Genomic DNA, 25,041 nt, shown 5'->3' on the forward strand with positions numbered 1-25,041 from the left:
ATTATTTACAAACTTTTATACTGCTCCAGGCAGATTGATAAGCTTCTTCTAAAAGGTCTTTATCTAATTGAAACACGCCACGCTTTTGTATCATCATTAAAAACGATAATGGGTTAATGGCATAAGCATATAAAAGATAATCTGATAATGGTTTTATAACGCCTTCCTTTTTACCACGTTTCCACAAATCGAGTAGGGGTTGCAAGTGTTTTATACCTTGTTGGCGACTTGCTTCATCAATCATAGGCGAATTATCACACTGTGCTAAAAACATAGCGTGTTCACATTCCTTTAGTTTAAAATCGGCAATACGTTTCCATATTAATTCAAAGCCAGCTTCAACACTCATGTTTTCATCATAAGTTTCAAAAGCATACTTTGTGTATTCCGCTTTTACATCTATATAAGTCTGATTTACTAAATCTTGTTTATTTTCAAAGTATAAGTAAATAGTTGCAGGCGAAACATTGGCCATTTTAGCTATTTTACTCATAGGTGTTGCATGGAAACCATCGTTGTTTACCAACTCTATGGTTGCTTTTACCAATGCATTACGTTTATCTATACTTTTCTGTAGCTTAGCCATAATTTATTGATTTTTTGTAAATTTATAAGCCAACGCAATTAATACAAGTTGCAATGGCAATCTAATTAATGCGGCTTCATGACTACCAATTGCAGGGTTTGCAGAAAACACATCCCAAACATGTATTGGTAAAAAACATATCATTAATACAAAAATACCGCTAGCCGCTGTGCGTTTGTATTGTGGTATAAGTAATAATATACCTAGCATTACTTCTATAACTCCCGATGCGTAAATAATAAATGCTTTGTACACCAGAAAATCTGGAACAAAGGCTTTGAAAAAGTCAACATTAACAAAATGTTGAGCACCTGCATATATCATAAATATGGCAAGTAATACTCTTAAAATGTTCCAAAAAAGTTTCATCTCTATGTTTTGTGAGTACAAATATATGTAAAAAATGAACGTTCATTCTTTTTTTAACAAAAGTTTATATTCAATAGTTGAAAATTAAGATGAGTGACGTTATTTTACCGCTAAAACTATTGTTATAAGATGTTTAGAAATATGAAATATATTTATACTATGAATACAGAATAAGAAAAACACCTAGCATAATGCCAACAAGTGGTACTAATTTCTTGCGTTTATTCTGTTCTTTGAATATTAAACCACCAACAACCACGGCAATTATAATCTGACTTCGCTTAATAGCGGAAAGTAGCATAATTAAAGCTTCAGGATCTTGCAGTGCTTTAAAATAGAAATAATCTGCCGATGTTAAAAGAATTCCAACAGCCGGTATAGTCCATCTCCATTTAAAGGCTTTTCTTTTGTCTGCAAAAGGAAACCAAGTTATCGATAGTATCACTAAAAGGATTAAAATAACATAAAAGCTAAACCAAAATAATAAGGTTTGTGGATCTAGAAATAAACTTTGTATTAAAAATTTATCGTACAATCCACTAGAGGCTCCTAAAAACGTAGCTGCTATAATGGCAAAAATCCATTTGTTTCGTTTAAAGTTAATACCTTCTTTTTTTCCAATTTTGGAATAGAGCATAACCGAAAATATAATAAGAAAAAAGCCTACCCATTGTAATCCGTTAGGTTTTTCATCATAAATAAGAATAGCGCCTATAAACGTGAAAAACGGACCTGCAGACCGAATAGGAGTAACAATGGTTATTGGTAAATGTTTTAGAGCTTGATATGCTAAAACCCATGAGCTTGCCATAATAGCCGATTTTATAAAAATAAACCCATGTGTTTGCCACGGAATAGGTTCTATAAAAAAGCCGAGCCCTTTAGTGAATTCAGGATAATAAATTGAACCAATGAAAAATGGCAAAAGAAAAATAAAACTTGAACCTACCGTACCTAAAAGCACCGGAAACACTTCATTGCCTTGAACGGCATGCTTTTTACATAAGTTGTGTAATCCTAAAAATAACGCGGCTAAAAGCCCTAAATACATCCACATCGCGCGAAGATAATTTAATCTCTAATTCTACAATAAAAAATATAAGATATCTTGGCGTTATTAATTGCAATACAAACTTAAAATAAGGAGTAATTTATAATTGTATAGATTCAATACATTGTTCCATTTCGCTTTTAGCATAAGTGAAATCTGCCATTTTTTTACTTTCTCCAATATGGATAGGTATATTATTCATACGGCTTGTTAAATCTTTAATGGGCATAGCTTCTAAGCTATTAAATTCATCTTTCCAATACTCTAAATGCGAAAGCCTATCGTTTTGAAAGCCTGTAGTTTTTCTATCATTATCAGTCCTAAAAAAGGTTATTTCACCAATAAGTGAATTTACTATTTCAAAATCTATAATAATACCATCATAGATTAACTGCGTATAAAATGCGTTCTTAAAAATGTCTGAAATATTTTTTAAATCCTTCGCTTTTATATCTGTTAAAATTATAGAGTATTGTGTTTTTGCATTAGCCACAAGCCAACACTTTTTTCTATTAACATGAAAAATAGTAGCATTCCATTTTCCTAACAAACCTAAGTTTTTTATCGGTTCTGTTTTAATTAGTTCTTTAATTAATTTTTCTAATTTAATAGATGTATATATTGGGGTTGACATAATCTATAAATATTTTAAAATTTAATGTTCTCCATAACCAACATCGTCCATTTTTCCTCTAAAGACTTTATATTGAATAAACATATATACAGCCACTAACACAATAGCGATAGCAAACCAATATACACCAACAGATAAACCATACTCATCTGCTGCTACGTTATAAAGCGTTAAATCTGGATTAATATCATTTGTTGAAGGCAATACTTTAGGGAAAATTGACGATACGGTTGTGGTTAAACCTCCAAATAAAAATAAAGATGAAAATATAAAGCCATAGCCATCTTTCTTAAATGATTTAATTTTGAACAAACCCAATAACCCTGTTAATGTTATAATAGGGAATAACCATAACCAAGGGTATTTAAAAAAGTTGTGAAATGGTTTTGGTTCTATTAAATGCCAGATTAAAATTGAGATAATTACTAAAACTAATAGTACAATATTTAAGTTGAAAATCACCTTTCTAAGCTTGGTGTTTAAATCGGAATTGGTTTTAAAAATAATCCAATTTGCACCATGGATTGCTAAAGATATCACACCAATAACACCTAGTAAAAGTGTAAACCAATCGATAACACCTAAGGCTTCTGCATGTGGACTAAATGTTGGGTTCCAAAGTGGTAAAAAGAAAAAATGCGCTTCGTGCGTAGATACACCATTTACAACATTACCTAAATTAACACCACGAACAACATTACCTAATGCAACACCAAAAAACAAGGCTAAAAGCAAACTAGATATTCCAAAAGCTTTATCCCAAATGGCTTCCCATATGCGGTTGTGTATTTGTCCGCGTAACTCTAAACCAATAGCTCTAAAAATTAGTAACCATAAAATCATAATTAAGGGTAAATAAAAGCCACTAAACGATGAGGCGTACAACGTTGGAAATGCAAAAAACAAGATCCCACCAGAGGCGATAAGCCAAACCTCGTTGGCATCCCAAAAAGGACCTATAGCGTTAGTTATTGCTTTTTTATCTTTTTCTGTTTTAGCAAAAAACAAATGAATAATTCCTGCTCCAAAGTCGTAGCCATCCAAAATGACATAAACAGCCAACATGGTCATTAAAACGATATACCAAAATAATTCCATAATTAATGTGTGTTGTTAAGTTGTGGACCTTTGTTAATTATTTTTCCGGCTAGCATTAAAAACAGCAAACCTAAAAGCAAATACAAACCAATAAAACCAAGTAGTGTAAATAACGTATTTCCTGCCGACACGGTTGGTGATGCACCATCTGCGGTGCGCAGCAAGTTATACACTAACCAGGGTTGTCGGCCTAATTCTGCAGTATACCAACCTGTTGTATTGGCGATATATGGAAAAGGAAGCATAAACATAAGTGCCCACAGAATCCATTTTGTAGTATATAGTTTTTTTCTGAAAAGCTGTACGGCCGCCAATAACATTAACCCTATAAAAATAGTACCTAAACCAACCATAATATGATAAGCATAATAAAGCCCAGGTATGTTTGTTGGGTGTGTGCTTTTATCAAATTCATTTAAACCTTTAATCTCCGCATTCCAGTCTTGATAGGTTAAAAAGCTTAGAATATTTGGAACGGCTATTTTATTATCTAGTTTTTGCTCGAGCATATTAGGTTGTCCAATTAAAACAATTTCCGATCCGCCTTCTTCGGTTTCAAAAATTCCTTCCATAGCTGCAAAGGTTACCGGTTGGTGTTTTACAACGTTTTTAGCTACTAAATCTCCTGTTGGGAATGCCACTAAAATACTAGATACTAAACCGAAACCAACTCCAGTTTTTACAAAGAGTTTTCCGAATTCGCTGTGTTTATTATTCAGAATATAGAATGCGCCAATGGCAGCCACAACAAACGATGCCGTAATTACCGATGCTAATTGATTATGGAAATAGGATGGTAATAACCATGGATTTGAAAATAGGGCACTGAAGTTGTTTAGAACAAATCGGCCGTTTTCCAAAATTTCATAACCCACGGGATGTTGCATCCAGGAATGCGTAGCAATAATTAAATAGCCGCTGGCCCAAGAACCTAAAAAGACTAAAAACCCAGTAACAAAATGGAGTTTATGCCCTAGAAGCTTTTCACCAAAAATAAAAAGTCCTAAAAACGAAGATTCTAAAAAGAACGAAAACATGCCTTCCATAGCCAGAGTTTGGCCAATAATACCACCGGTAAGCTCCGAGAATTTCGCCCAATTCGTTCCAAATTGAAACTCCATCGGGATTCCGGTAACCACACCCATAGCAAAGTTTAGCGCGAAAATTTTCATCCAAAACTTGGCAGCGTCGTTATATTTTTCAATTTCTGAATAAAGATATTTCCCTTTAAAGTAAACCACTATAAGCGATAAGCCCATAGTTAATTGCGGAAATAAGTAGTGAAAGGTAATGGTAAAAGCAAACTGCATTCTATCATAAAAAAGCATGTCTTCCATAAAAGCAATAATTTGTATGTGTTGCCGACGAAATTATTCGATTTTAATATAAAGCACGGTAACTTTTGTTACAGATAAAAGTTTCAGTAAAAAATATAAAATCGTTAATTCATCAATTAAATTTACTACAAACAAAGTTAACGATTACGGATTGTTTCCTTGGTATAATATCCGTTAAATAAAGCCCTTAAATCAAGTTTTATCAAAAGTTCAAAGGCTTTTATCTATATTTCAATTATCTGCAATAGTTATAAAAATCTCGTCGATAGAATAGGGGTTTTGGTATAGTCAATTCCATCAAACTTCTATTACTATTTTATAAGGATGTATTTAGTTTCATTTTTGAAGTGTAAAACAAAAACACCTTAACAAATGAAATTATATATTATTATCGCAAGCTTTCTATTTGCACAGATTTCAATAGGGCAAGAAACACCTAAAGATGTTAGCTCGAATGTGTGGTCTTTAGAAGATTGTATCAATTATGCTATAGCACATAATATTAGCGTAAAAGATGCTTCTTTAAATACAAATCTTGCCGAAGTAGATTATAGTAAAGCAAAATCGTCTAGATTACCAGACTTATTTGGTAGTGCGTCTCAAAGTTTTTCTAACGGAAATACTATTGACCCTATTACAAGTAGTTATGTTACCGATCAAATACACAGTACTAATGTGGGTATAAATAGTTCTGTAACGCTGTTTAAAGGCAACCAAATAAGTAATCAAATTAAGCAGAATAAAATTCTTTTAGAACAAAGTATTTTTTTAGAAGAAGAAGCAAAAAACAGCATTGTTATTAGCCTTTTAGAAAACTACTTGCAAGCACTTTTCAGTAAAGAAGATATTGCTATTGCCGAATCTAATTTAGAAGCCTCTAAAACAGAAGTATTGCGAGCAAAAGCACGTTTAGATGCAGGAACTATTGCTTTAAGTGATTATACAGAATCACAGAGTCAAGTAGCTACTAATCAATACAATTTAATTGCAGCTAAGAACAATTATCAACAGTATATTATTGATTTGAAACAACTATTAGAGCTAACACCAATGGACGATTTAGAAATTGAGTCTATTGACGAAAATATGAATCTAATAAACTTAGAATTAGATAGAATTTCCATATATAACAACGCCTTAAATTACTTGCCAGAAATAGAAGCTAGTAAGTTAAATGTAGCAGCAAAAGAGAAAGAACTCGATATTGCTAAAGGAGGATATTCGCCAACATTATCACTTTCCGGAAGTGTAGGTTCTGGTTATACAAGTATAAACGATAATACATTTTCCGATCAGTTTGATGTTAACTTTAATCAGAAGTTAGGCTTATCATTAACCATTCCTATTTTTAATAGAAACGCAACAAAATCAGCAGTACAATCGGCTACCATAAATATTGAAAAGGCTGAAATTCAGAAACAAATTACTGAAAAAATTCTTTACAAGAAAGTAGAAACGGCTTACCAAAACGCATTATCTGCACAAGAACAGATTATAGCTGCGGAAGCTTCCAAAGAAGCATCAGAACAAAGTTACAAACTAGCTCAGAAGAAATATGAATTAGGCGATTTAAGCACAACCGATTTAGTAATTAGCCAAAACACGTACACTAATGCACAGCAAAACTATTTGCAAGCAAAATACCTAAATATTTTATATCACCAATTATTACAATTTTATCAAGGAAACGATATCAAACTTTAATCTAAAGGATCATGAAAAATAAAAAAAACATTATAATAAGTAGCATTGTCATTGTAGTACTCGCTATTGTAGGATATTCATTTATAAAAGCTGACGACGCTATTATCATTGAAGCTAAAACAATAGCAGTAAAAAAAGCAAACGTCACTACCATGGTTACTGCAACAGGTACAATGGAACCAATTACACAAGTTGAGGTTGGTACACAAGTCTCTGGTGTAGTTGAAAAAATATATGTGGATTATAACAGTGTGGTTACGGAAGGACAGTTGATTGCTGAATTGGATAAAACTAATTTAAACGCAGCAAAAACGCAAGCACAAGCAGCGTATGATAATGCGGTTAGCCAAAGAAACTACACGCAAACGATTTACGACAGACAGAAAACGTTATTTGATAATCAAGTGATAAGCAAATCTGATTTTGATGATGCTACTTTCAACTATCAAACAGCAAAAGGAACGGTGACGCAACGTTATTCAGATTTACAACAAGCCAGAACTAATTTAGGTTATGCTAATATTTATTCGCCTATCGATGGTGTGGTTTTATCTAGAGCGATTGACGAAGGGCAAACGGTAGCAGCAAGTTTAAGCACACCAACGCTATTTACTATTGCACAAGATTTAAAAGAAATGCAAGTAGAGGCAGATGTGGATGAGGCAGATATAGGACAAGTAAAAGAAGGGCAACGCGTCACTTTTACAGTGGATGCTTACTTAGGAGAAACCTTTGAAGGTGAAGTCACACAAGTAAGATTAGACCCAACTGTTACTTCAAATGTAGTAACGTATACAGTTGTAATTAAAGCAGATAACCCAGATTTAAAACTAAAGCCAGGATTAACAGCAACTATTTCAATTTACACATTAGAATTAAATGATGTATTAACTGCGGAAGCTAAAGCCATCAACTTTAAACCAGAAAAAGAAGTCTTTGCAAGCTATAATTTACAACACCAATTAGAAACTAATAACACTGAAAGAACTAAAGAAGGAACGACACTTTGGGTATTAGGAAACAACGGAGAAATTACTCCTAAAGCAGTAACGCTTGGTGCAAGCGATGGTGTAAATGTACAAGTGTTAAATGGAGTTTCTGAAGGAGAAAAACTTGTGTATAGTTTAAAAGGGGTTTCAAAATCGGAGGCTAGTGTTTCCGCTAAAAACGAAAGTCCATTTATGCCACAAAAACCAGGAGGTAACAGAAAAAAATAGATAATCATGAGTAAAGCAATCATAAAAATAGAAGATTTAAAACGAGAGTTTACCATGGGAACCGAAACGGTTCATGCATTAAGAGGTATTTCGTTTGATATTAAAGAAGGAGAATTTGTCACTATAATGGGATCAAGTGGTTCTGGAAAAAGTACGATGTTAAACATTTTGGGATGTTTAGATCAACCAACTTCAGGAACTTATGAAATTGATGGTGTAAGAGTAAAAGACTTATCTAGAAATGAATTGGCAACTATTCGAAATGAAAAAATAGGTTTCATTTTTCAATCTTATAATTTATTAGCAAGAACATCGGCTGTTGAAAACGTAGAATTACCACTGTTATACAACAGTAAAGTATCTACAGAAGAACGCAGAAAACGTGCTATTGAAGCTTTAGAGAAAGTAGGATTAGGCGAACGTTTACATCATACACCAGCACAACTTTCCGGAGGACAACAACAACGTGTGGCTATTGCAAGATCGTTAGTTAATAATCCAGTAATGATTTTAGCTGATGAAGCAACAGGGAACCTAGATACACGTACATCTTACGAAATCATGTCCTTATTTCAAGAGTTAAACAAACAAGGTATTACCATCACATTTGTTACGCACGAGCCGGATATTGCTACGTTCAGTAGTAGAACTATTGTATTAAAAGATGGTGCGGTTATGAAAGATTATAAGAATGAAAACATTCAATCTGCAGCAAATGAATTGGCCAAATTACCTAAACAAGACGATTAATTATGAGACTATTAAATTTATTTAAAATCGCTACAAAAGCCATCATCCTTAACAAAACAAGAACCTTGTTAACCATGCTTGGAATTATTATTGGTGTGGCATCTGTAATCGCTATGTTAGCCATTGGAGAAGGTTCAAAAGAAAGTATTCGTACTACTATTTCTGCTATGGGTTCCAATATGATTACTATAAAAGCAGGAGCCGACACAAGAGGAGGCGTGAGACAAGAAGCTAGTGTTATGGAATCGCTTACTTTAAGTGATTATAAAGCAATAAAAGCACAATCCAATTTACTTAGTTACAGTACACCTGTAGTAGAAGGAAAGGGGCAAGTTATTAATGGTTCTAACAACTGGCCATCTTCAATTTACGGAGTAAATCCAGAATATTTAAGCATTAAAGTAGTCGATTTACAAAGCGGAAGTATGTTTACAGATGCAGAAGTACAAACCGCTGCTAAAGTCGCCTTAATTGGGCAAACTGTAGTAGATAATATCTTTCCTGATGGTCAAGAACCAGTAGGACAAATGATTCGTTTTAATAATATTCCGTTTAAAGTGATTGGTGTTCTGGAAGAAAAAGGAGAAAACACCTTTGGGCAAGATCAAGACGATGTGGTTATTGCGCCTTACACCACTGTACAAAAACGTATTTTAGCAATCGATCATTTAAATCAGATTATGGCATCTGCGATTAGTGAAGAAGAAGCGCCAAATGCGGTAATAGAGCTCTCTAGTATTTTACGCGAGCAACATAAATTGGCAGATAGTGAAGATGATGATTTTCACGTACGTTCTATGGAAGAACTAATTTCCACCTTTAGTTCTACTAGTGAAATGCTAACTATCCTATTGGTTGCAGTGGCAAGTATCTCATTATTAATTGGAGGAATTGGGATTATGAATATTATGTATGTTTCCGTAAAAGAGCGTACCAAAGAGATAGGTTTGCGTATGGCTGTAGGAGGAAAGGGCTCTGATATTTTAATGCAATTTTTAATAGAAGCTATTTTAATAAGTATTACAGGTGGAGTTCTAGGTGTATTATTAGGACTTGGAGCAACGGTGTTCATAGAAAAATTCTTAAATTGGCCTACAAGCGTGGCTATGTATTCTATTGTGATTTCTTTTGCCGTTTGTGCTGTAACAGGTATCTTTTTCGGATGGTATCCAGCTAGAAAAGCATCGGCTTTAGACCCAATCACTGCTTTGCGTTATGAATAAAGACTCGGAATTCTAATAAATAAAACTGATAAAGATGAAAACCAATAAACGTTTAAAACCTTTCTTACTTTTAGCATCTATTGCTGTGTTGGCTTCCTGTAAAACCAATAAAAAAGCAGAGCAAATAGATGGAGTTAAAGTAGTTTCTGTAAATCCAGATTATTTTATTGCAGATAATATTATAGGTGAAATTACTCAGAAAACAGTGGACTTAAACGGAACACCAACGTTGTGTTATGTGTTTAAAACCAACTCAAGACCATCGGAACATCAAATGGGGCCATGGTGTCCAAGACATATCGATGATGCTAAAGAAAAAGGTGGTATTTGGTTTAAAGATGGAAACGTGTATGATGTGGATGGCCATTTTATTGCGGAGCTAGCTGATTTTTATGAAGATGATCAATGGAAAGTCTTTAGAGAAGATGGTAGCGTAAAATATACAGCAACACAAGAAGAATGCGAAGGCGCAGCCAAACCTGATGTAGAAGAAGCCTACCAGAATTACTGTGTAGAATGCCTCCCTAAATATTATAAAGATCAAATAACAACCTTTACTATTCCTGTTACTCCAGTATATACAGATAGAGAGCAACGATTAGGAAGAGGTGGTCTTGGGGTTGCTTTTAATGGTGTTAACTTTGATCCGCCAGCACCAACACATGCAATATTAGCAGCGCATACTATTGCTCCCTTAGATGACCATGGTGGTCATGTAAACCCTCATGGAGGTTATCATTATCATGCAGCAACTGGATCTACAAAAGAAGTTAAACAAGCAGATGTGCATTCGTCAATGATAGGTTACGCAATTGATGGATTTGGTATTTATGCGCTTTTAGATGAAAACAAGAATCAGCCAACAGATTTAGATGATTGTGGCGGTCATGTAGATGAAACACGTGGTTATCATTATCATGCAGGAGAACCCGGAGGTAACGAAATTATAAAATGTTTACATGGTGTTCCTGGTAGCGTTCATGTTCAGGAGTAACAATTTGTTTCAGTAAAAAGTAGAATAATAAAAGTAAAGAAAGAGTTAATGTATAAGAACAAAACAATAACGGTAATATCACATGTGCTAGTTTGGTTAACATTATTTTGTTTGCCTTATTTGCTATCATCTGGTGAGGAACAAGAAATGAATAGGGTAATTGCCCATTTTTGGATTCCTTTATTTTTTTCTGCCATTATATTTTACTTAAACTTTTTTGTTTTAGTAGATCGTTACTTGTTCCCCAAAAAAACAGTGGAGTTTATTCTGCTAAATATCCTAATTATAGCATTCTTTTTATTTTTAAAAGAATACATAGAAGATAATTATTTTCAGGATATTTTAAAAAAGCGTCTCGCAAATACCGAGAGAACCGAACCTCCTTTTAAAATGGCTATTTACATACAATTGTTATCGTATTTAGCACCTTTGTTCTTTTCAGTAGCACTAAAATCTACTAGACGTTGGGTTAAAACTGAAGCCGAACGCAAGGAAGCTGCTAATTTCAAATTAAAGTCGGAGTTACAGCATTTGCATTATCAATTGCAACCACATTTCTTTTTTAATTCGTTGAATAACATTTATTCTTTAGTTGATATTTCTCCCGATCAAGCAAAGTCTTCCATACACAGTTTGAGCAAGTTGATGCGTTATATGTTGTATGAAACTAACTTAGAAGTGGTTCCGCTTAGTAAAGAAATAGATTTTCTTAAAAAGTATATCGATTTAATGAAGTTAAGAGTATCGGATAAAACAAGTGTTAGCTATAGCTTTCCTGTTAAAGAAACAGGTATACAAATTGCACCTTTGTTATTTATTTCATTGATCGAAAATGCCTTTAAACATGGTGTTTCGGCGACTAAACCAAGTACTATTGATATTAGCATGACTTGTGATAATAATACCGTTTTATTTTCTGTTGAAAACCATAATTTCCCGAAGAAAACAGACGATAAAAGTGGCTCTGGTATAGGGCTTCAGAATTTAGAGAAGCGTTTAGAGTTATTGTATTCAGATAAATTCAATTTTAAAACTATTTTAAAAGATGATCGCTTTTTGGTTACCTTAGAAATTAAAACCAACTAAACGTATGAGCAATATAAAAATCACTTGTGTTATTGTAGACGATGAGCCTATGGCACTTAATTTAGTTGAAACTTATGTGCAAAAAACGCCTTTTTTAGAACTAAAACAAAAATGTAGTAGTGCTATTGAAGCTATGGAGTTTATAAAAGAGCAACCTGTAGATTTATTGTTTTTAGATATACAAATGCCAGATTTAACAGGTATTGAATTTTCAAAAATGTTACCAAAAGAGACACGTGTGGTTTTTACAACTGCATTCGATCAATATGCTTTGGAAGGTTTTAAAGTGGAGGCTTTGGATTATTTATTGAAACCTTTTGATTATGCTGAATTTTTAGCTGCAGCAAATAAAGCAAATCATTATTTCTCGTTGTTAAAAGGAACACCGCAAAACGAAGTTTCCGAAGTAAAAGAATTTCTTTTTGTAAAATCGGAATACAAACAATTACGAATTAAGCTTTCGGATGTCCTATATTTTGAAGGGTTAAAGGATTACATTAAAATTTGGTTAAAGGATAATCCGAAGCCTATTTTAACCTTAATGAGCTTAAAATCTTTGCAAGAAGAATTACCAGAATCTCAATTTTTACGCGTGCACCGTTCTTTTATTGTGTCTTTAAAAAACATTGAAGTTATTGAGCGTAGTCAAATTATTATTAACAACCAGCGCATAACGGTTTCTGAGCAATATAAGTCTGCTTTTTTAGAATTCGTAAATAGTAATTCTTTATAATTTATAGGGCAAATTTCACCTATATATTTCCAAATAATCATCCATGAAACTATTCCGTAAATTAAGAAGAAACCTAATAGCCTTCGGTAAGTTCAAATCTTATTTGGTATATGCTATTGGCGAAATTATACTAATTGTAATTGGTATTTCAATTGCTTGGAAAATAAACGATCTTAATGATATTAGAAAAAATAATATTGTAGAACAGAAAATTTACCAGAACTTAAATGAGGAGTTAAACACTAATTTACATCTACTAAAAGGTTTAATAGACGAGTATCCTAAAACAATAATTTATTTAGAAAACACCTTAAAATATGTTGGCAAAGCTCCAAATGAAATAACTCAAGGCGCAAAAGATACCATAATTAATATACAGCACAAAGATGTTAGTTTGCTTGACAACTCTGTAAATTCTATTGTAAATACTACTAAATTTGAGATTATTGAAAGTGACGATCTTAAAGATTTAATAGCTGTTTACCCAAGTAAAATAAACGGATTTAAGGATCAAGACGATAAAATTAAAGCGATAATTAGCGATAGGTTAAAACCTGTTTTAGAAAAGCACATTTCTCTTATTGATTTGCTCCCTAAAGAAAATGCAAATTATCGGCATATTAAAGAATTTGGTAGCAAATCAGATTATATTACTCTGCTCAATAATAAAGAGTATCAAAACAGTATAATAGATCGCTTATTACAAACGCAAATACAGCTCAACAATGCTAAAATGCTACGTGGTAAAACTAAAATATTAATCACCAAGTTAAAAGAGGAACTAGAATAATTTCTTCTAAAGTCTATCATTTCTATGTTCTGATAAGTTGATCAGGAGCATGTTTTTTTTTTTATTTCTAACAAATAGATAATCAGTTGTTTTAAATATACTATTCTCTTTATTGGGAATTTTCTTTGTTTGAATTTAAATTTTTAGCAGATCAAACTATAGAGTTTACAGACCCTGGTTACTTAACAAGTTCTTATTATGAGTTGAATGGTGATGCATTAATTATCGAAACCATATACACATTACCTTCTGGTAGCAAACGTAAATTTACAGGCAACTATCTATATTCTGAAATTGATGGTAATTTTACAGGTACTAATTCATTTATTTCTTACGATGAAGATGAAAATGACACGAATTGGACTTGTGAAGGAACGGCTAGTGTTTTTAGATAAGTGATAAAGAAAACGAAATTAGTAGCTAAAACTATTTCGTCTAAAAATCTACTTGTTTAAAAGATGAAAATGCGGTGTTGGTATATTCCTTTTCTCAAAAGCCGTGTGTAGTAATATATTTGTTCAAAATAAATTAAAACCTATTATGAAAAAAGTAATACTATCGCTAGCCGTTGTTGCAAGTTTAACAAGTTGTAACAGTGTAAAAAATATGGATACATCTAGCATTGCTAGTGCAGCAACTTTATTAAGTTCTTTAAGTTCAAACTCTACAGTGCAACAAATATCTAGCTTGTTTACCTTATTGGATGCCAATAAAGATGAAGCCATTAGCTCTACAGAAGCAATCGGCTCTGTTTCAGAGAACTTTAACACATTAGATGTCGATAACGATTCTAGTTTAGACCTATCGGAATTAACAGGATTATTAGCGCTTTTAAAATAAAACGCACATTATAAAATTATCTATTTTGCTTTTGCAATATAGAATAGTAAACCTTTCATAACTATTGATATTATTCAATTTTTCTGAGAGGTTTTTGCTTTTATATTATTAAACATGAAAGAATTTATAAGCGTAAAATTTAGATAATTCAGAAATAAAACACAATCAAGTGATTTTACTTACAAATAGTTTTAAATCTATAACTATCTTTAAAGCGGAAAGACACAAAACAGATCATGGCACAAGAATTAGATAAAAAATCAGAATTCACTCCTTTTGAAAACATAGGGCTTTGCTTTAGTGGCGGCGGTTATCGTGCTACTTTTTTTGCTTTAGGTGTGTTGGCTTATCTCGATCATGTTTCTTATAAAAATAAATCTTTATTAAAATCGGTTAAAGCGCTAAGCACAGTGAGTGGAGGCACGCTTACAGGTGTTGGTTATGCTAAAGCAGTACAAATGCCTAATTATAATTTTAAAGCTTTTTTTAAGCAGTTTTACAATACGTTTACACCAGAAAACGATGTGTTATTAGAAAGCGCTATTGCTAAGTTAGAAAATGATACAGTTTGGAAAGCTAATCCGTATAAAAACAGATCGCTAATAAATGCTTTTGCTCTAACATATTCAGAAATGCCTGTTTTTGAAGGCGCATTTGGTAAGTTTGAAAAAAGCAAAATAAAACAACTAGAACAAGTATGTTTCAATGCTACCGATTTTTCGTTTGGATTAACTTATCGTTTTCAAAACCGTGGGTATTTTGGAAATAACCCGCTTTACAGAAACAATCAAAAAGAAATTAACGCTTTACGAAATGAGATTGAATTAGGAGATGTTATTGCCTCGTCATCATGCTTTCCTGTTGGGTTTGAGCCGTTAGTGTTCCCTGACGATTATTTTAAAGATCACAGCAGTTCTTCATATAAAAACTTAAAAGGTTTAGATACATTTATCGAAGGTGTAGGTATTATGGATGGTGGTATAGCCGACAACCAAGGTATTGGTAGTATGATGCTTATTAACGATAGAATGAAAGACAAACTAGACTTAATTATCGTGAACGATGTAGGTAGCTTTAAAATGAAACCTTGGAAACAAGATGCTACTAAAATTGAAAAGAAATCGACCGCCAAACGAGTTATAAATAAGGTATTGCAATATTTTTCCATTAAACCTATTTATTGGACTATTCTATTGGTTGGTTTAGCAATTTTACTTTTGAATAATATGAAGATTTTTGGGCCAACAGATTATGTGGGTTGTTATATTTTAGGAAGTGCACTTTTGGGTATGGGGTTGCTTTTAACTATTTTTGGCCTTGTAGCATCATCAGTAAAAATAGCTGTACTTTCTAGGTTGAAACATCTATTTAATAAAAATATTCCCGAAGCTTTGCTTGATGATATTCTAACCTTTGAAAAACTGGACATTAGCTTAATACAAGTGATGCTATCTAACCGCGTAACATCTGCTATGACCATGATAAACGATGTGTTTTTAAAACAAATGCGTCGCGTTAATTACGATTTATTCTATTCTAAAAACGAATTAAAAAACAAACGTATTACAGCAACGGTTTATAAATTGAGTGGTAAAAAATCGCCATACATGAAAACGCCAGCTTATAATAAAGGTATAAAAGCACCAAGTAAAAACTTAGAAAGTGTTTGCCTAACAGCTTCTGAAACGCCAACTACATTATGGTGGGATAAAAAAGATATTGTGAAAAACAGAATGCAAACATTAATTGCTTGTGGGCAATTTACTGTGTGCTACGAACTCATGGAATATATTTTAGAACTTAGAGCAGATCCTGATAGCAACATAGCCGATTTTACTGAAATAGATAAGTTGTATGATGCTTTAAAAGCCGACTGGGTATCATTTAATAAAAAACCACTTTGGTTGGTGGAGGAGTTGTGTGATTAAAGCATTATTAAAACTATTCTAAATTATTTAAAACTCGTAATAAATTCGATTTACTGATAAATAATTGATACTCCACATCGATAGCTTTTAGTTGGCTTTCAATGAGTTTAACTTCTCTATAATTTACTAAAAATAGAGAACCTTCACCTAAACTAAATTTACGTTCTTCACTCTTAACAAACGCCTTGTAATCTACTACAATATCTTGCAATAAATCGTATTGCGTGTTATACGAATCTATTTCTTGTATGGTGGCATTTACTTTATTTTTTAAGCTCACTTTGGTTGCGGAAATATCAAAACCTATATCCTGAAGTTTCAATTTAGCGAGTCTTAAATCGGCACGTTCTTTTCTTAAAAACAGAGGGAAACTAATGTTTAACCCGCTTTTGTAGTTAGCGGTATTAAAACTATTTATATTCTCATAATCGCTCGACAGAAAGTTATATTGCAAATCTATTTTTGGCAATAAGTTGTTTGTTTTTAAACGCTTATCAACCGTTAAAATTTCTTGTTTTATCTGAAGACTTTGTAGTTTTGGATGATTTGCAATTAATTCATCAGTACTATTTAAAACCGAACTATTCAGTACTACATCAATTTTATCAATGGTAGTTGTATCAGGAGAAATGCCTTCTTCTAACTCTAAAGGAATGTTGTTTTCTAACCACAAATAATTAGAAAGTTCTAAAGCTGATTTTATATAACCAATTTTAGCTTTTTCATAATCTAGCTTTCTACTTTTAAAATTAATATTAGCCTCTAGCGTATCAATGGCAGGTTTATCGCCCGCAAAAAAACTGCTTTTAACATTCTTTAACCGGGTATCTGCATTTACCAAATAATCGCTGTAAACCAATTTTGCTTGGTAGTTTTTTAACCAATTAAAATAAGTAGTAATAGCATTATACAAAATGTCGTTAATAACAAGTTTTTGTTCCGCTTGAGCGTATTTTAAATACAATTTAGACTGTTTTAAAGTTGCCATACGCTCATTGGTTAATAAGCCTTTTGCTAATGAAACAGATACACCTGCGCTATATAAACCATCGTCTGGCGTATTGTATTCCGGGTTTAAATACGTACCATCATTGTTTTCATAATTAGCTTTAAGCTCAACGCCATACCATGTTGGAATTTTAAAGGTGCTATTTAGCTTATCATAATAAGTCGTGGATTTAAACTTTTTACGATTATAATCAACTTCTAATTTTGGATCAAAAGCACCTCTAGATTTCAATAACTTAGCCTCACTTTCCGTAGTGATTAGTTGAGCCTGCTTCACTATAGGATGGTATTTTTTTACATACCCTAAATATTCTTCTAATGATAGCACAGTATCGTTTTCTTGCGAAAAACCTACGGAAGACATTAAAAACAGTACAATAATTACAAGTTTATGCATTCAGTTTATTTTTTATCTTTAGAGTATTCAGTTTTACTATCTGGCTTATAGAAATCAGGAGGGAAGCTATTTATCTGTCTCCAAAGTTCAAACCAAATTGGTACATCATTAAGTAGTGCTATACTTTTTGCTCCAGAACCTACACGAATGGCTTCTGGCCAAGCTACATCATCAGCATCTGGTTTTAGTAATACACGGTATTTACCATTGCTACTAATATAATTTTCGATAGCTACAATTTTTGCGCCATAAGTACCGTAAGATACATTTGGCCATCCGCTAAAAACGATAGCAGGCCAACCATCAAACTGTACACGTACATTTTCACCAGTGTGTATTAAAGGTAAATCAATTGGGCGTACATACATTTCAACAGCTAAATCGTAATCTGCCGGCATAATACTCACCAATTGCTCTCCTTCTTTAAAGGTTTCACCAATACCAGCTTTAATGGCCTTGTTAATGTAACCATCTTGTGGAGCCGTAACAAATAATAAACTAGTACGTTTGGTATAATTTGCTAAACTTGTTTCTAATTTAGAAACTTCGGCTTCTGTATCATATCCGCTAGATTGCGCAGTATACAAACCACTTTGAGCTTTGGCCAACTTATCACCATAAGTTGCGCTAATAGTCGAGATTGCAATTTGCGCATTAATCAATTCATTTTTAGTGCTTAAATACTTGTTTTGTTGTGAGATAAGTTTAGCATCTGCTTCTTGCAGTTTTGCTCGTTTTTCTTCGACATCTTTAACCGCTTTCAAGCCTTCTTCTTGTAAGGAAATAGTACGCTCGTATTGAATTTTTGCAATATCGGCTTTAATTTTTGTCGCCTCGAAATCCATACTATCTGTGGTGACTTTTAAACGAGATTGCAACAATTTGTTTTTGGCAGATTCTAGCTTTAATCGACGTTCTTGCTGTAAAGCAGAAATTTGATTACCTAAAGCAACTACCTTGTTTTTATAGGCTTCAACAGAAGATGATTTTACACTAAGTTGATCACCAGTTCGTTCTGCTAAACGAGAATCGAAATAATCACTTTTTACTTCGGAAATACGAATAATAGTATCTCCTTTTTTTACAAAATCCCCTTCTTGTACAAACCATTCTTCAACACGTCCTGGTATTTGAGACTGTATAGATTGAGGACGTTGATTAGGTTTTAAAGTGGTTACTAAACCGGTACTCGATATATTTTGAGTCCATGGTAAAAAGACAATCACTACAATTAGTATTGAAAATACCTTTAGAAACTTTTTAAATCGTTTATGGTATTGTACGGTAAAAATTTCTTTTCCAGATTTAAAGCTTTTTATGTCTATATATTCTGAAACTTTATTGTTTGTTATATTTAACATAGCTTACTGTTTATTGATGATAACTCCATTTTTAAGCACAATTTGCTTATTACATTTTTCTTCCCAAAAGCCGTTGTTACTTACTACAACCAAACTCCAAGGACACTTAGGACTCGCTAATAAATCGATAAGTATTTTAGCTTCATCTTGATCGAAGTGATCTAGCGGATTTTCTAGAATTAATAACTTTGGCTGTTTAACTAATGCTCTAGCAAGTATTATTTTTTTAGAAATTGTGTAAGCCATTTGCTTACCTTCTGGTTTTAAAATAGTGTTTAATCCTTTAGTTTGCTGTTGTAAAAAAGATGTTAAATTTAAACGCTCTAAAACCTGGTAAATAGTATCATCACTAATATCTTTATTTCCAAAAGTGATATTTTCTCTTAAAGTGCCTTCAAAGGGAGATTCTTCAGATAATGATAACCCTAAATTAGAACGATATTCATTTTTAACCAAACTCTGTAGAGATAGGTTGTTTACATAAACATACCCAGAAGATGGAGAAATTAGTCCCGCAATAAGCTGTAATAAACTAGATTTTCCAGAACCACTTTCACCTTTAATTAAAATTTTATCTTTAGGTGCAATGGTGAAAGATACATCGCTTAAAATAGGTTTGTAGCGGTCTTCAACTTGATAAGATACATTTTGAAACTCAATGGTTAAATCGGTATCTTTTTTAACAGCTTCACCTTTTTGAGCCTCTAAAGACATATCAACCACTTGGCCTAGTTTCTCAATAGACGTTAAAACATCGTAAAAAGATTCTAAACCTCTAATTAGTTTTTCAACCGAATTTATAATTAAGATGATAATAATTTCTGCGGCTACAAATTGCCCGATGTTCATACGTTGGTCTAAAACTAAGAAGCCACCAATTAATAATAAACCTAGTGTTACTAATACTTTAAAGCCTATTAATTGTATAAACTGGAGGACCAAAACCTTAAAGTGTTTCTCTCTAGAGTCTAAGTAACCAGCTACTAAGTCGTCACTTTTATCTATAGCTAAACTTGTTTTTCCTGAAAGTTTAAAACTTATAACCGTTCTAGAAATTTCTTGCAACCAATGCGCTACTTTGTATTTGGCTTTAGATTCTTTTAAACTCGTTTCTAAACCGCGTCTAGCCGTATATTTAAAAACAACATAGATAAGAACTAATAATAGTAAACCAAAAATTATAAAAAACGGATGGTAAAATGAAAGTAGAAGCAAGGCGAATATAATTTGTAATAACGCCGAAGGAATATCTACTAAAATTTTTGATAATCCTTTTTGAATCGTTAACGTATCAAAAAATCGATTAGCCAATTCCGGAAGATAATATTGGCGTAATTCCCTCATTTTAATCTTCGGAAAACGATAACTTAATTCTATGGATGCACGTGTAAAAATACGTTGCTGTATTGTTTCGATAATACGCATTTGCATGAGTTTAAGCACACCAGAAAAGGCTACACCAGAGGTTACCAACATGACTAAAACCACCCAAGATGTTGAGATTTGGGCACCTTGTAGTAAGTTAATAATAGCTTGAATTCCTAACGGAAGCGATAAAGCTACCAAACCATCGAATACAGCATAATATGCAATTTGGTAAATATCTTTACGCTCTAAACGTAGTAAACCTATAAAGCGTTTCCAAGGTGATAAAGTAGTATTATCCATTTTTTATTAATGTTTTTAGGGCTAAATCTGTGAAAAAATCAGTTTGGTTTTTATCTCCATCATAATTAGAAATGGATTTAAAATGTTTTTTTATAAAATGTTGTTTTAACGAGCCAACTATGATAGTAGAGGAAAGACTTAATGGATAGTCATACGCAGAGTTGTAAGTTATTATAATATCTGATAAGCGATGCACCACACGTTTAAAAGGAAGAAAAAGACCTTCTTCATTTTCTGTATCTACATCTTTAGTAAGATACGATTTTGAATTTTCTTCTATCACAATTTGATTAAGTAATACTTCGTTAATATGCGTGTATTTATCATCCTGCTCAGTGGTTTTGGTAACAATCTCAATGGCCTTTTTTAATTTCTCTTCAATATTAGTCATGCTGTAGGTTTCCAAAACTAATTGATATTCCAACCAACTCCAATACCACGACGTTAAATAAAGTAAGACTTTGTGTTTACTTTCAAAATAGCGATATATAGAACTTTCGTTAGAACCTATTTCTTTTCCTAATTTTTTAAAATTAAAATGTTCAAAGCCAATATCTTCAATAAGAATAATGCTATGTTCAATAATTTTTTTTCCTAAAGTAGAAGATTCTGGGTCTTTTAAATAAATACCTTCTGGCAGTTCAATTTTAAATTTCAACAGTAAATCTTTCATAATTAAAACTTATTTACGCAAATATAATAGTAATACTATCATTTTTGCAAATTCTAATTACTAATGACACCATAGAGATTTACTATTTAAGCATAAATAAAGCCGTGTTAAATGAGCAAAATCAATACTTAATAGCTTTTTTAACTAAAACACATCTAATATTAAGTTAATGTTAAATTTCACAAAGTTTTCATAAAACGAGTATTTAAGCACAAGTTAAAACAGAAAAGTCAATCTAAAATAACATATAACAATCAATAATAAAAATCTTACGCTCATGAAAACAAACAAAATAGTATTAAAAAGTTTTATCCTTTTTTGCATGATTATTTTATCATTTACAGCGTGCAATTCCGATGACAGTAGCACGACAGATTCCGAAACAACAGAAGAAAGTGATGATTTAGTTTTAGACGTTGATGCATCACTATTTTTAACAAACACATCGGCAGTAACAATCATTACTGTACCTTGTACTTTATCAGATGGTACGAGTACCAATTGTTACGAAATAGTTGCAACCAGTGCACCATCTGATCACGAAATGGGGCCGTGGTGTCCAGGTAATATTTCCGATGATGCTTCTGCAGGCGGAATTTGGTTAGAAAGTGGTGAAGTGTATGATGTTGATGGCGATTTTATAAAAAATATGGCCGATTTCTATAACGATACCACATGGCATATGTACGACGAAAACGGTGATATTTACACAACCGAAACCGAAGATGATTGCGCAAATGCTGCAAACCCTAATGTAGGTGAAGCATATGAGAATTTTTGTGTGGAGTGTTTACCTTCTTACGTTACCGATATTACGCAAACGTACTTAATACCTATTACTCCTATAAAACAAACCGCACCGGTTAATTTTAGCGGTGGTTTTGGTCCTGGTGCATCAGGTCCATCACAACGAGGTGTTGCTTTTAATGGCGTTGTTTTCGATGCTCCAGCACCAACCGATGCTATTTTAGGTGCTTACACTTTAGCGCCTTTTGATGATGCTGGCGGACACATTAACCTGGCTGCAGGATATCATTATCACGCGGCAACTGGTGTTAGTACTCAAATAGCACAAGAGGATGCGCACGCCGCCATGATTGGTTATGCCTTAGATGGTCATGGTATATATGCACAACTAGATACCGACGGAAACGAACCTACAGATTTAGATGCTTGTAGAGGCCATAGTGATGAAACAAGAGGTTACCATTACCACGTAGATGCAGCTGGAAACAACAATTTTATAGATTGTTTATACGGTGCTTACGCCATTTAAACCCATTAATTAATACGTGCTGTTTTGTAAATGGCACGTATTTAAATCGCTTTCGCGGAAATTAATATTGCAACACTTACTTATTATGAAAAAATTAGCCTTAATTATACTTTTCTTGAGCTCATCTAATTTAATGCAAGCCCATCAGCCCGATATATCGACCACTATGTTGGTAGAACAAGATAATCAAACTTGGGTATTACAAATTAGCGCATCGTTAACAGCATTCCAAACCGAAGTCCGTAAACAATTTGCCAATACACCTTACAAAACGCCAGAAGAATTTCAAGAAATGGTGTTGGAACACATAAAAAACAATATAAATATTACCATTAATAATCTGAATGCTGAAGTAAAATTAACTCACGGTGTTGTAAAACTAGGTCACGAAACTAAAGTGGTTTTCCTAGTAATGGGCGTTCCAGATGATATAAAACAAATAGAAGTAAGCAATACTGCTTTTAGCGATATTAACCGAAGCCAAAGCGCTTTGGTATTATTAAAATCTGGGTTTAATAAAGAGCATTTTGTTTTAAATAAATCGAATAATTTTTCAATAAAGTTGAAAACCGAAGGAAACACCTTTGTAAAACAAATCGATAATCAAGCTTCTTTTTTATCAACTAAAATATTACTAGGTCTATTTTTGACCGCCTTAATGGTGTTTCTAATTAAGAAAATAAAAAGGAAAAAACATATTCCTGTGCCTGTGCAAGATGCTGTGCTTATTATTGTTAGAGATTAAGCTTTTTGCATGAAAGTTTAGGGTGAAATTTATTGTTATATTTAACTGCAGACGTTACCCTAGAAAATACTTGTAAGCCTTAAAAGCTATAAGAAGTAATAGTTATTTTTATAAAGAATTTTATTAAAAAAAGTGTTCTAGTGGTTTTTTGTTTCCAATGTTAGCCGATGTGATATTAATTGAAAATGTTGTCTTAAAAGACAAATTAAATGGAAGAATAATTGTGCTTATATTAATATATAATTAAGGATAGTTTTAATGCTATCTAAAAATAATTCCTATTTTAGATTCTAATAAAACCGCAACCTTTCATATACAAACACAACATGACAGTTACAGATTTCACATTACGCCTTGCCGTGGCTGCTTTAGCAGGTTTAGCGATTGGTTTCGAAAGACAATTACGTCAAAAAACAGCTGGATTAAAAACCAATATGTTAGTCGCTTCTGGAGCAGCTATATTTGTTTTACTATCATACATGATTAAAAATGAAGATGCTACCGTAGATGTTACTCGAATAATTGCTCAGGTTATTACAGGTGTTGGATTTTTAGGTGCAGGAGTTATATTTAGAGAAGGCGCCAATGTACATGGTTTAGGTTCTGCCGCAACTATTTGGTGTAGTGCAGCTATTGGCTGTATTGCCGCCACAGGTTTTTATAAGGAAACCGCGATTTGCACAACACTAATTCTCTTTATTAATTTAACCATAGAACCATTAGACAAATGGTTAAAAGGTAGACGATAAAAAAGAAATCATTAATGGCGCAAAAAGTAACTTCAACTAATAAAAAAATAGGACTTGTGCTTTCTGGTGGAGGAGCAAGAGCTTACGCACACATTGGTGTATTACACGCCTTAAATGAACAAGGAATTTACCCAACACATGTATCTGGTTCTAGTGGCGGAGCTATGGTTGGTGCTTTGTATTGTAATGGCTACACGCCTTTAAAAATATTAGAATTAGCTAAAAGCCACGAGTTTTTACAAATTTTCAAAATAGGATTGGTCAACAAGGAGTTAACGGAAATGACACGTTTAAAATCTTTTCTAAATCAATATTTAACCGATGATTTTAATAGCTTAAAAACACCTTTATCCATTTGTGCGTCTAATATAAATGTAGGAGCTTACGAAATTCGCTCGTCTGGAAAGTTAATAGAGTTCATTGCTGCATCTTGTGCCATTCCGTTATTATTTAAACCTATCAAAATTAATAATCAGTTGTATGTAGATGGCGGATTACTAAATAATTTACCTGTAGAGCCCTTGTTACAAACCTCAGAAAAAATAATAGGTGTAAGCGTTAATGAACACGAACATAAAGATCAAATTAAAGGCACCTTACAAATTACCCAGCGCTGTTTGCAGTTGGCCATTTGGAGTAATATGCAAGAGCGCATAGACAAATGCGATGTTTCAATACGTATTGATAAACATTTAAATTATAACATGTTTTCTATTAGTAAATCGCAGGAATTGTTCGATATTGGCTACAAACAAACTATTGACAAAATGGATAGTATTTTAAAGGCTATAAGCTGAGTTTTAAAATACGTTTATTCATTATTT

25 protein-coding genes are annotated in these 25,041 nt (G+C 32.7%); 15 read left to right on the forward strand and 10 right to left on the reverse strand.

The window, feature by feature from the left end; genetic code table 11:
* Nucleotide 1: 1 nt before the first annotated feature.
* The 6 genes from BM246_RS03630 to BM246_RS03655 all read right to left on the reverse strand — a co-directional run bounded on the left by BM246_RS03630 (nucleotide 2) and on the right by BM246_RS03655 (nucleotide 5,075).
* On the reverse strand, nucleotides 2-586 hold the full coding sequence (locus BM246_RS03630) for a TetR/AcrR family transcriptional regulator (protein WP_074935847.1): 585 nt from the start codon (nucleotides 584-586) through the stop codon (nucleotides 2-4).
* Nucleotides 587-589: 3 nt separating this feature from the next.
* On the reverse strand, nucleotides 590-955 hold the full coding sequence (locus BM246_RS03635) for a DoxX family protein (RefSeq protein WP_042495191.1): 366 nt from the start codon (nucleotides 953-955) through the stop codon (nucleotides 590-592).
* 157 nt (nucleotides 956-1,112) lie between these two features.
* On the reverse strand, nucleotides 1,113-2,012 hold the full coding sequence (locus BM246_RS03640) for a DMT family transporter (RefSeq protein WP_042495188.1): 900 nt from the start codon (nucleotides 2,010-2,012) through the stop codon (nucleotides 1,113-1,115).
* Nucleotides 2,013-2,106: 94 nt separating this feature from the next.
* Nucleotides 2,107-2,640, reverse strand: coding sequence for a DUF6933 domain-containing protein (locus tag BM246_RS03645; RefSeq protein WP_074935848.1), 534 nt, complete (start codon nucleotides 2,638-2,640; stop codon nucleotides 2,107-2,109).
* Nucleotides 2,641-2,661: 21 nt separating this feature from the next.
* A complete protein-coding gene (gene cydB, locus BM246_RS03650) occupies nucleotides 2,662-3,738 on the reverse strand; it encodes a cytochrome d ubiquinol oxidase subunit II (RefSeq protein WP_074935849.1) in 1,077 nt (358 codons plus the stop codon).
* A 2-nt stretch (nucleotides 3,739-3,740) separates the two neighbouring features.
* On the reverse strand, nucleotides 3,741-5,075 hold the full coding sequence (locus BM246_RS03655; RefSeq protein ID WP_074935850.1) for a cytochrome ubiquinol oxidase subunit I: 1,335 nt from the start codon (nucleotides 5,073-5,075) through the stop codon (nucleotides 3,741-3,743).
* Nucleotides 5,076-5,447: 372 nt separating this feature from the next.
* Between BM246_RS03655 and BM246_RS03660 the strand changes: the two genes are divergently transcribed.
* The 11 genes from BM246_RS03660 to BM246_RS03710 all read left to right on the forward strand — a co-directional run bounded on the left by BM246_RS03660 (nucleotide 5,448) and on the right by BM246_RS03710 (nucleotide 16,340).
* On the forward strand, nucleotides 5,448-6,779 hold the full coding sequence (locus BM246_RS03660) for a TolC family protein (protein WP_074935851.1): 1,332 nt from the start codon (nucleotides 5,448-5,450) through the stop codon (nucleotides 6,777-6,779).
* A gap of 11 nt (nucleotides 6,780-6,790) precedes the next feature.
* A complete protein-coding gene (locus tag BM246_RS03665; RefSeq protein ID WP_074935852.1) occupies nucleotides 6,791-7,996 on the forward strand; it encodes an efflux RND transporter periplasmic adaptor subunit in 1,206 nt (401 codons plus the stop codon).
* Nucleotides 7,997-8,002: 6 nt separating this feature from the next.
* A complete protein-coding gene (locus BM246_RS03670) occupies nucleotides 8,003-8,746 on the forward strand; it encodes an ABC transporter ATP-binding protein (RefSeq protein ID WP_074935853.1) in 744 nt (247 codons plus the stop codon).
* 2 nt (nucleotides 8,747-8,748) lie between these two features.
* On the forward strand, nucleotides 8,749-9,969 hold the full coding sequence (locus BM246_RS03675; protein ID WP_042495177.1) for an ABC transporter permease: 1,221 nt from the start codon (nucleotides 8,749-8,751) through the stop codon (nucleotides 9,967-9,969).
* A 34-nt stretch (nucleotides 9,970-10,003) separates the two neighbouring features.
* Nucleotides 10,004-10,963 (forward strand): YHYH protein, encoded by a 960-nt coding sequence (locus BM246_RS03680; protein WP_074935854.1) that lies wholly within the window; start codon nucleotides 10,004-10,006, stop codon nucleotides 10,961-10,963.
* Nucleotides 10,964-11,011: 48 nt separating this feature from the next.
* Nucleotides 11,012-12,049, forward strand: coding sequence for a sensor histidine kinase (locus BM246_RS03685; RefSeq protein ID WP_074935855.1), 1,038 nt, complete (start codon nucleotides 11,012-11,014; stop codon nucleotides 12,047-12,049).
* Nucleotides 12,050-12,053: 4 nt separating this feature from the next.
* On the forward strand, nucleotides 12,054-12,782 hold the full coding sequence (locus tag BM246_RS03690; protein ID WP_227805344.1) for a LytR/AlgR family response regulator transcription factor: 729 nt from the start codon (nucleotides 12,054-12,056) through the stop codon (nucleotides 12,780-12,782).
* A gap of 43 nt (nucleotides 12,783-12,825) precedes the next feature.
* Nucleotides 12,826-13,572 (forward strand): hypothetical protein, encoded by a 747-nt coding sequence (locus BM246_RS03695; protein ID WP_074935856.1) that lies wholly within the window; start codon nucleotides 12,826-12,828, stop codon nucleotides 13,570-13,572.
* Nucleotides 13,573-13,697: 125 nt separating this feature from the next.
* On the forward strand, nucleotides 13,698-13,967 hold the full coding sequence (locus tag BM246_RS03700) for a hypothetical protein (protein ID WP_042495171.1): 270 nt from the start codon (nucleotides 13,698-13,700) through the stop codon (nucleotides 13,965-13,967).
* A 145-nt stretch (nucleotides 13,968-14,112) separates the two neighbouring features.
* Nucleotides 14,113-14,412, forward strand: a complete 300-nt coding sequence (locus BM246_RS03705; protein WP_074935857.1) for a hypothetical protein — start codon at nucleotides 14,113-14,115, stop codon at nucleotides 14,410-14,412.
* Nucleotides 14,413-14,648: 236 nt separating this feature from the next.
* The gene (locus tag BM246_RS03710) at nucleotides 14,649-16,340 is read left to right on the forward strand and encodes a patatin-like phospholipase family protein (protein WP_074935858.1); all 1,692 of its coding nucleotides are present in this window, start codon (nucleotides 14,649-14,651) and stop codon (nucleotides 16,338-16,340) included.
* A gap of 13 nt (nucleotides 16,341-16,353) precedes the next feature.
* On the opposite strand, the gene BM246_RS03715 is transcribed toward BM246_RS03710, so the two are convergent.
* Genes BM246_RS03715 through BM246_RS03730 form a run of 4 tightly spaced genes read right to left on the reverse strand, consistent with a single transcriptional unit; the run spans nucleotide 16,354 to nucleotide 21,447 of the window.
* Nucleotides 16,354-17,745 carry a TolC family protein gene (locus tag BM246_RS03715; RefSeq protein WP_083415707.1) on the reverse strand — a complete coding sequence of 464 codons (1,392 nt, stop codon included), beginning with the start codon at nucleotides 17,743-17,745 and terminating at the stop codon, nucleotides 16,354-16,356.
* Between the two features lie 5 nt (nucleotides 17,746-17,750).
* Entirely contained in the window at nucleotides 17,751-19,106 is a 1,356-nt protein-coding gene (locus BM246_RS03720) for an HlyD family secretion protein (protein WP_042503610.1), read from the reverse strand.
* Nucleotides 19,107-19,109: 3 nt separating this feature from the next.
* Nucleotides 19,110-20,774 (reverse strand): peptidase domain-containing ABC transporter, encoded by a 1,665-nt coding sequence (locus tag BM246_RS03725; RefSeq protein WP_074935860.1) that lies wholly within the window; start codon nucleotides 20,772-20,774, stop codon nucleotides 19,110-19,112.
* Nucleotides 20,767-21,447 carry a TetR/AcrR family transcriptional regulator gene (locus BM246_RS03730; protein ID WP_042503613.1) on the reverse strand — a complete coding sequence of 227 codons (681 nt, stop codon included), beginning with the start codon at nucleotides 21,445-21,447 and terminating at the stop codon, nucleotides 20,767-20,769. The genes BM246_RS03725 and BM246_RS03730 overlap by 8 nt, the downstream gene beginning before the upstream one ends.
* A gap of 277 nt (nucleotides 21,448-21,724) precedes the next feature.
* On the opposite strand from BM246_RS03730, the gene BM246_RS03735 reads away from it, so the two are divergent.
* From BM246_RS03735 to BM246_RS03750, 4 genes are all read left to right on the forward strand, one after another.
* Entirely contained in the window at nucleotides 21,725-22,723 is a 999-nt protein-coding gene (locus tag BM246_RS03735) for a YHYH protein (RefSeq protein ID WP_074935861.1), read from the forward strand.
* Between the two features lie 85 nt (nucleotides 22,724-22,808).
* Nucleotides 22,809-23,468, forward strand: a complete 660-nt coding sequence (locus BM246_RS03740) for a DUF6702 family protein (RefSeq protein ID WP_074935862.1) — start codon at nucleotides 22,809-22,811, stop codon at nucleotides 23,466-23,468.
* Between the two features lie 326 nt (nucleotides 23,469-23,794).
* Entirely contained in the window at nucleotides 23,795-24,217 is a 423-nt protein-coding gene (locus tag BM246_RS03745) for an MgtC/SapB family protein (protein WP_042503617.1), read from the forward strand.
* A 14-nt stretch (nucleotides 24,218-24,231) separates the two neighbouring features.
* Nucleotides 24,232-25,014 carry a patatin-like phospholipase family protein gene (locus tag BM246_RS03750; RefSeq protein ID WP_074935863.1) on the forward strand — a complete coding sequence of 261 codons (783 nt, stop codon included), beginning with the start codon at nucleotides 24,232-24,234 and terminating at the stop codon, nucleotides 25,012-25,014.
* Nucleotides 25,015-25,041: the final 27 nt, after the last annotated feature.

The sequence above is a fragment of the Algibacter lectus genome, assembly GCF_900112395.1.
GTDB classification, from domain to species: domain Bacteria; phylum Bacteroidota; class Bacteroidia; order Flavobacteriales; family Flavobacteriaceae; genus Algibacter; species Algibacter lectus.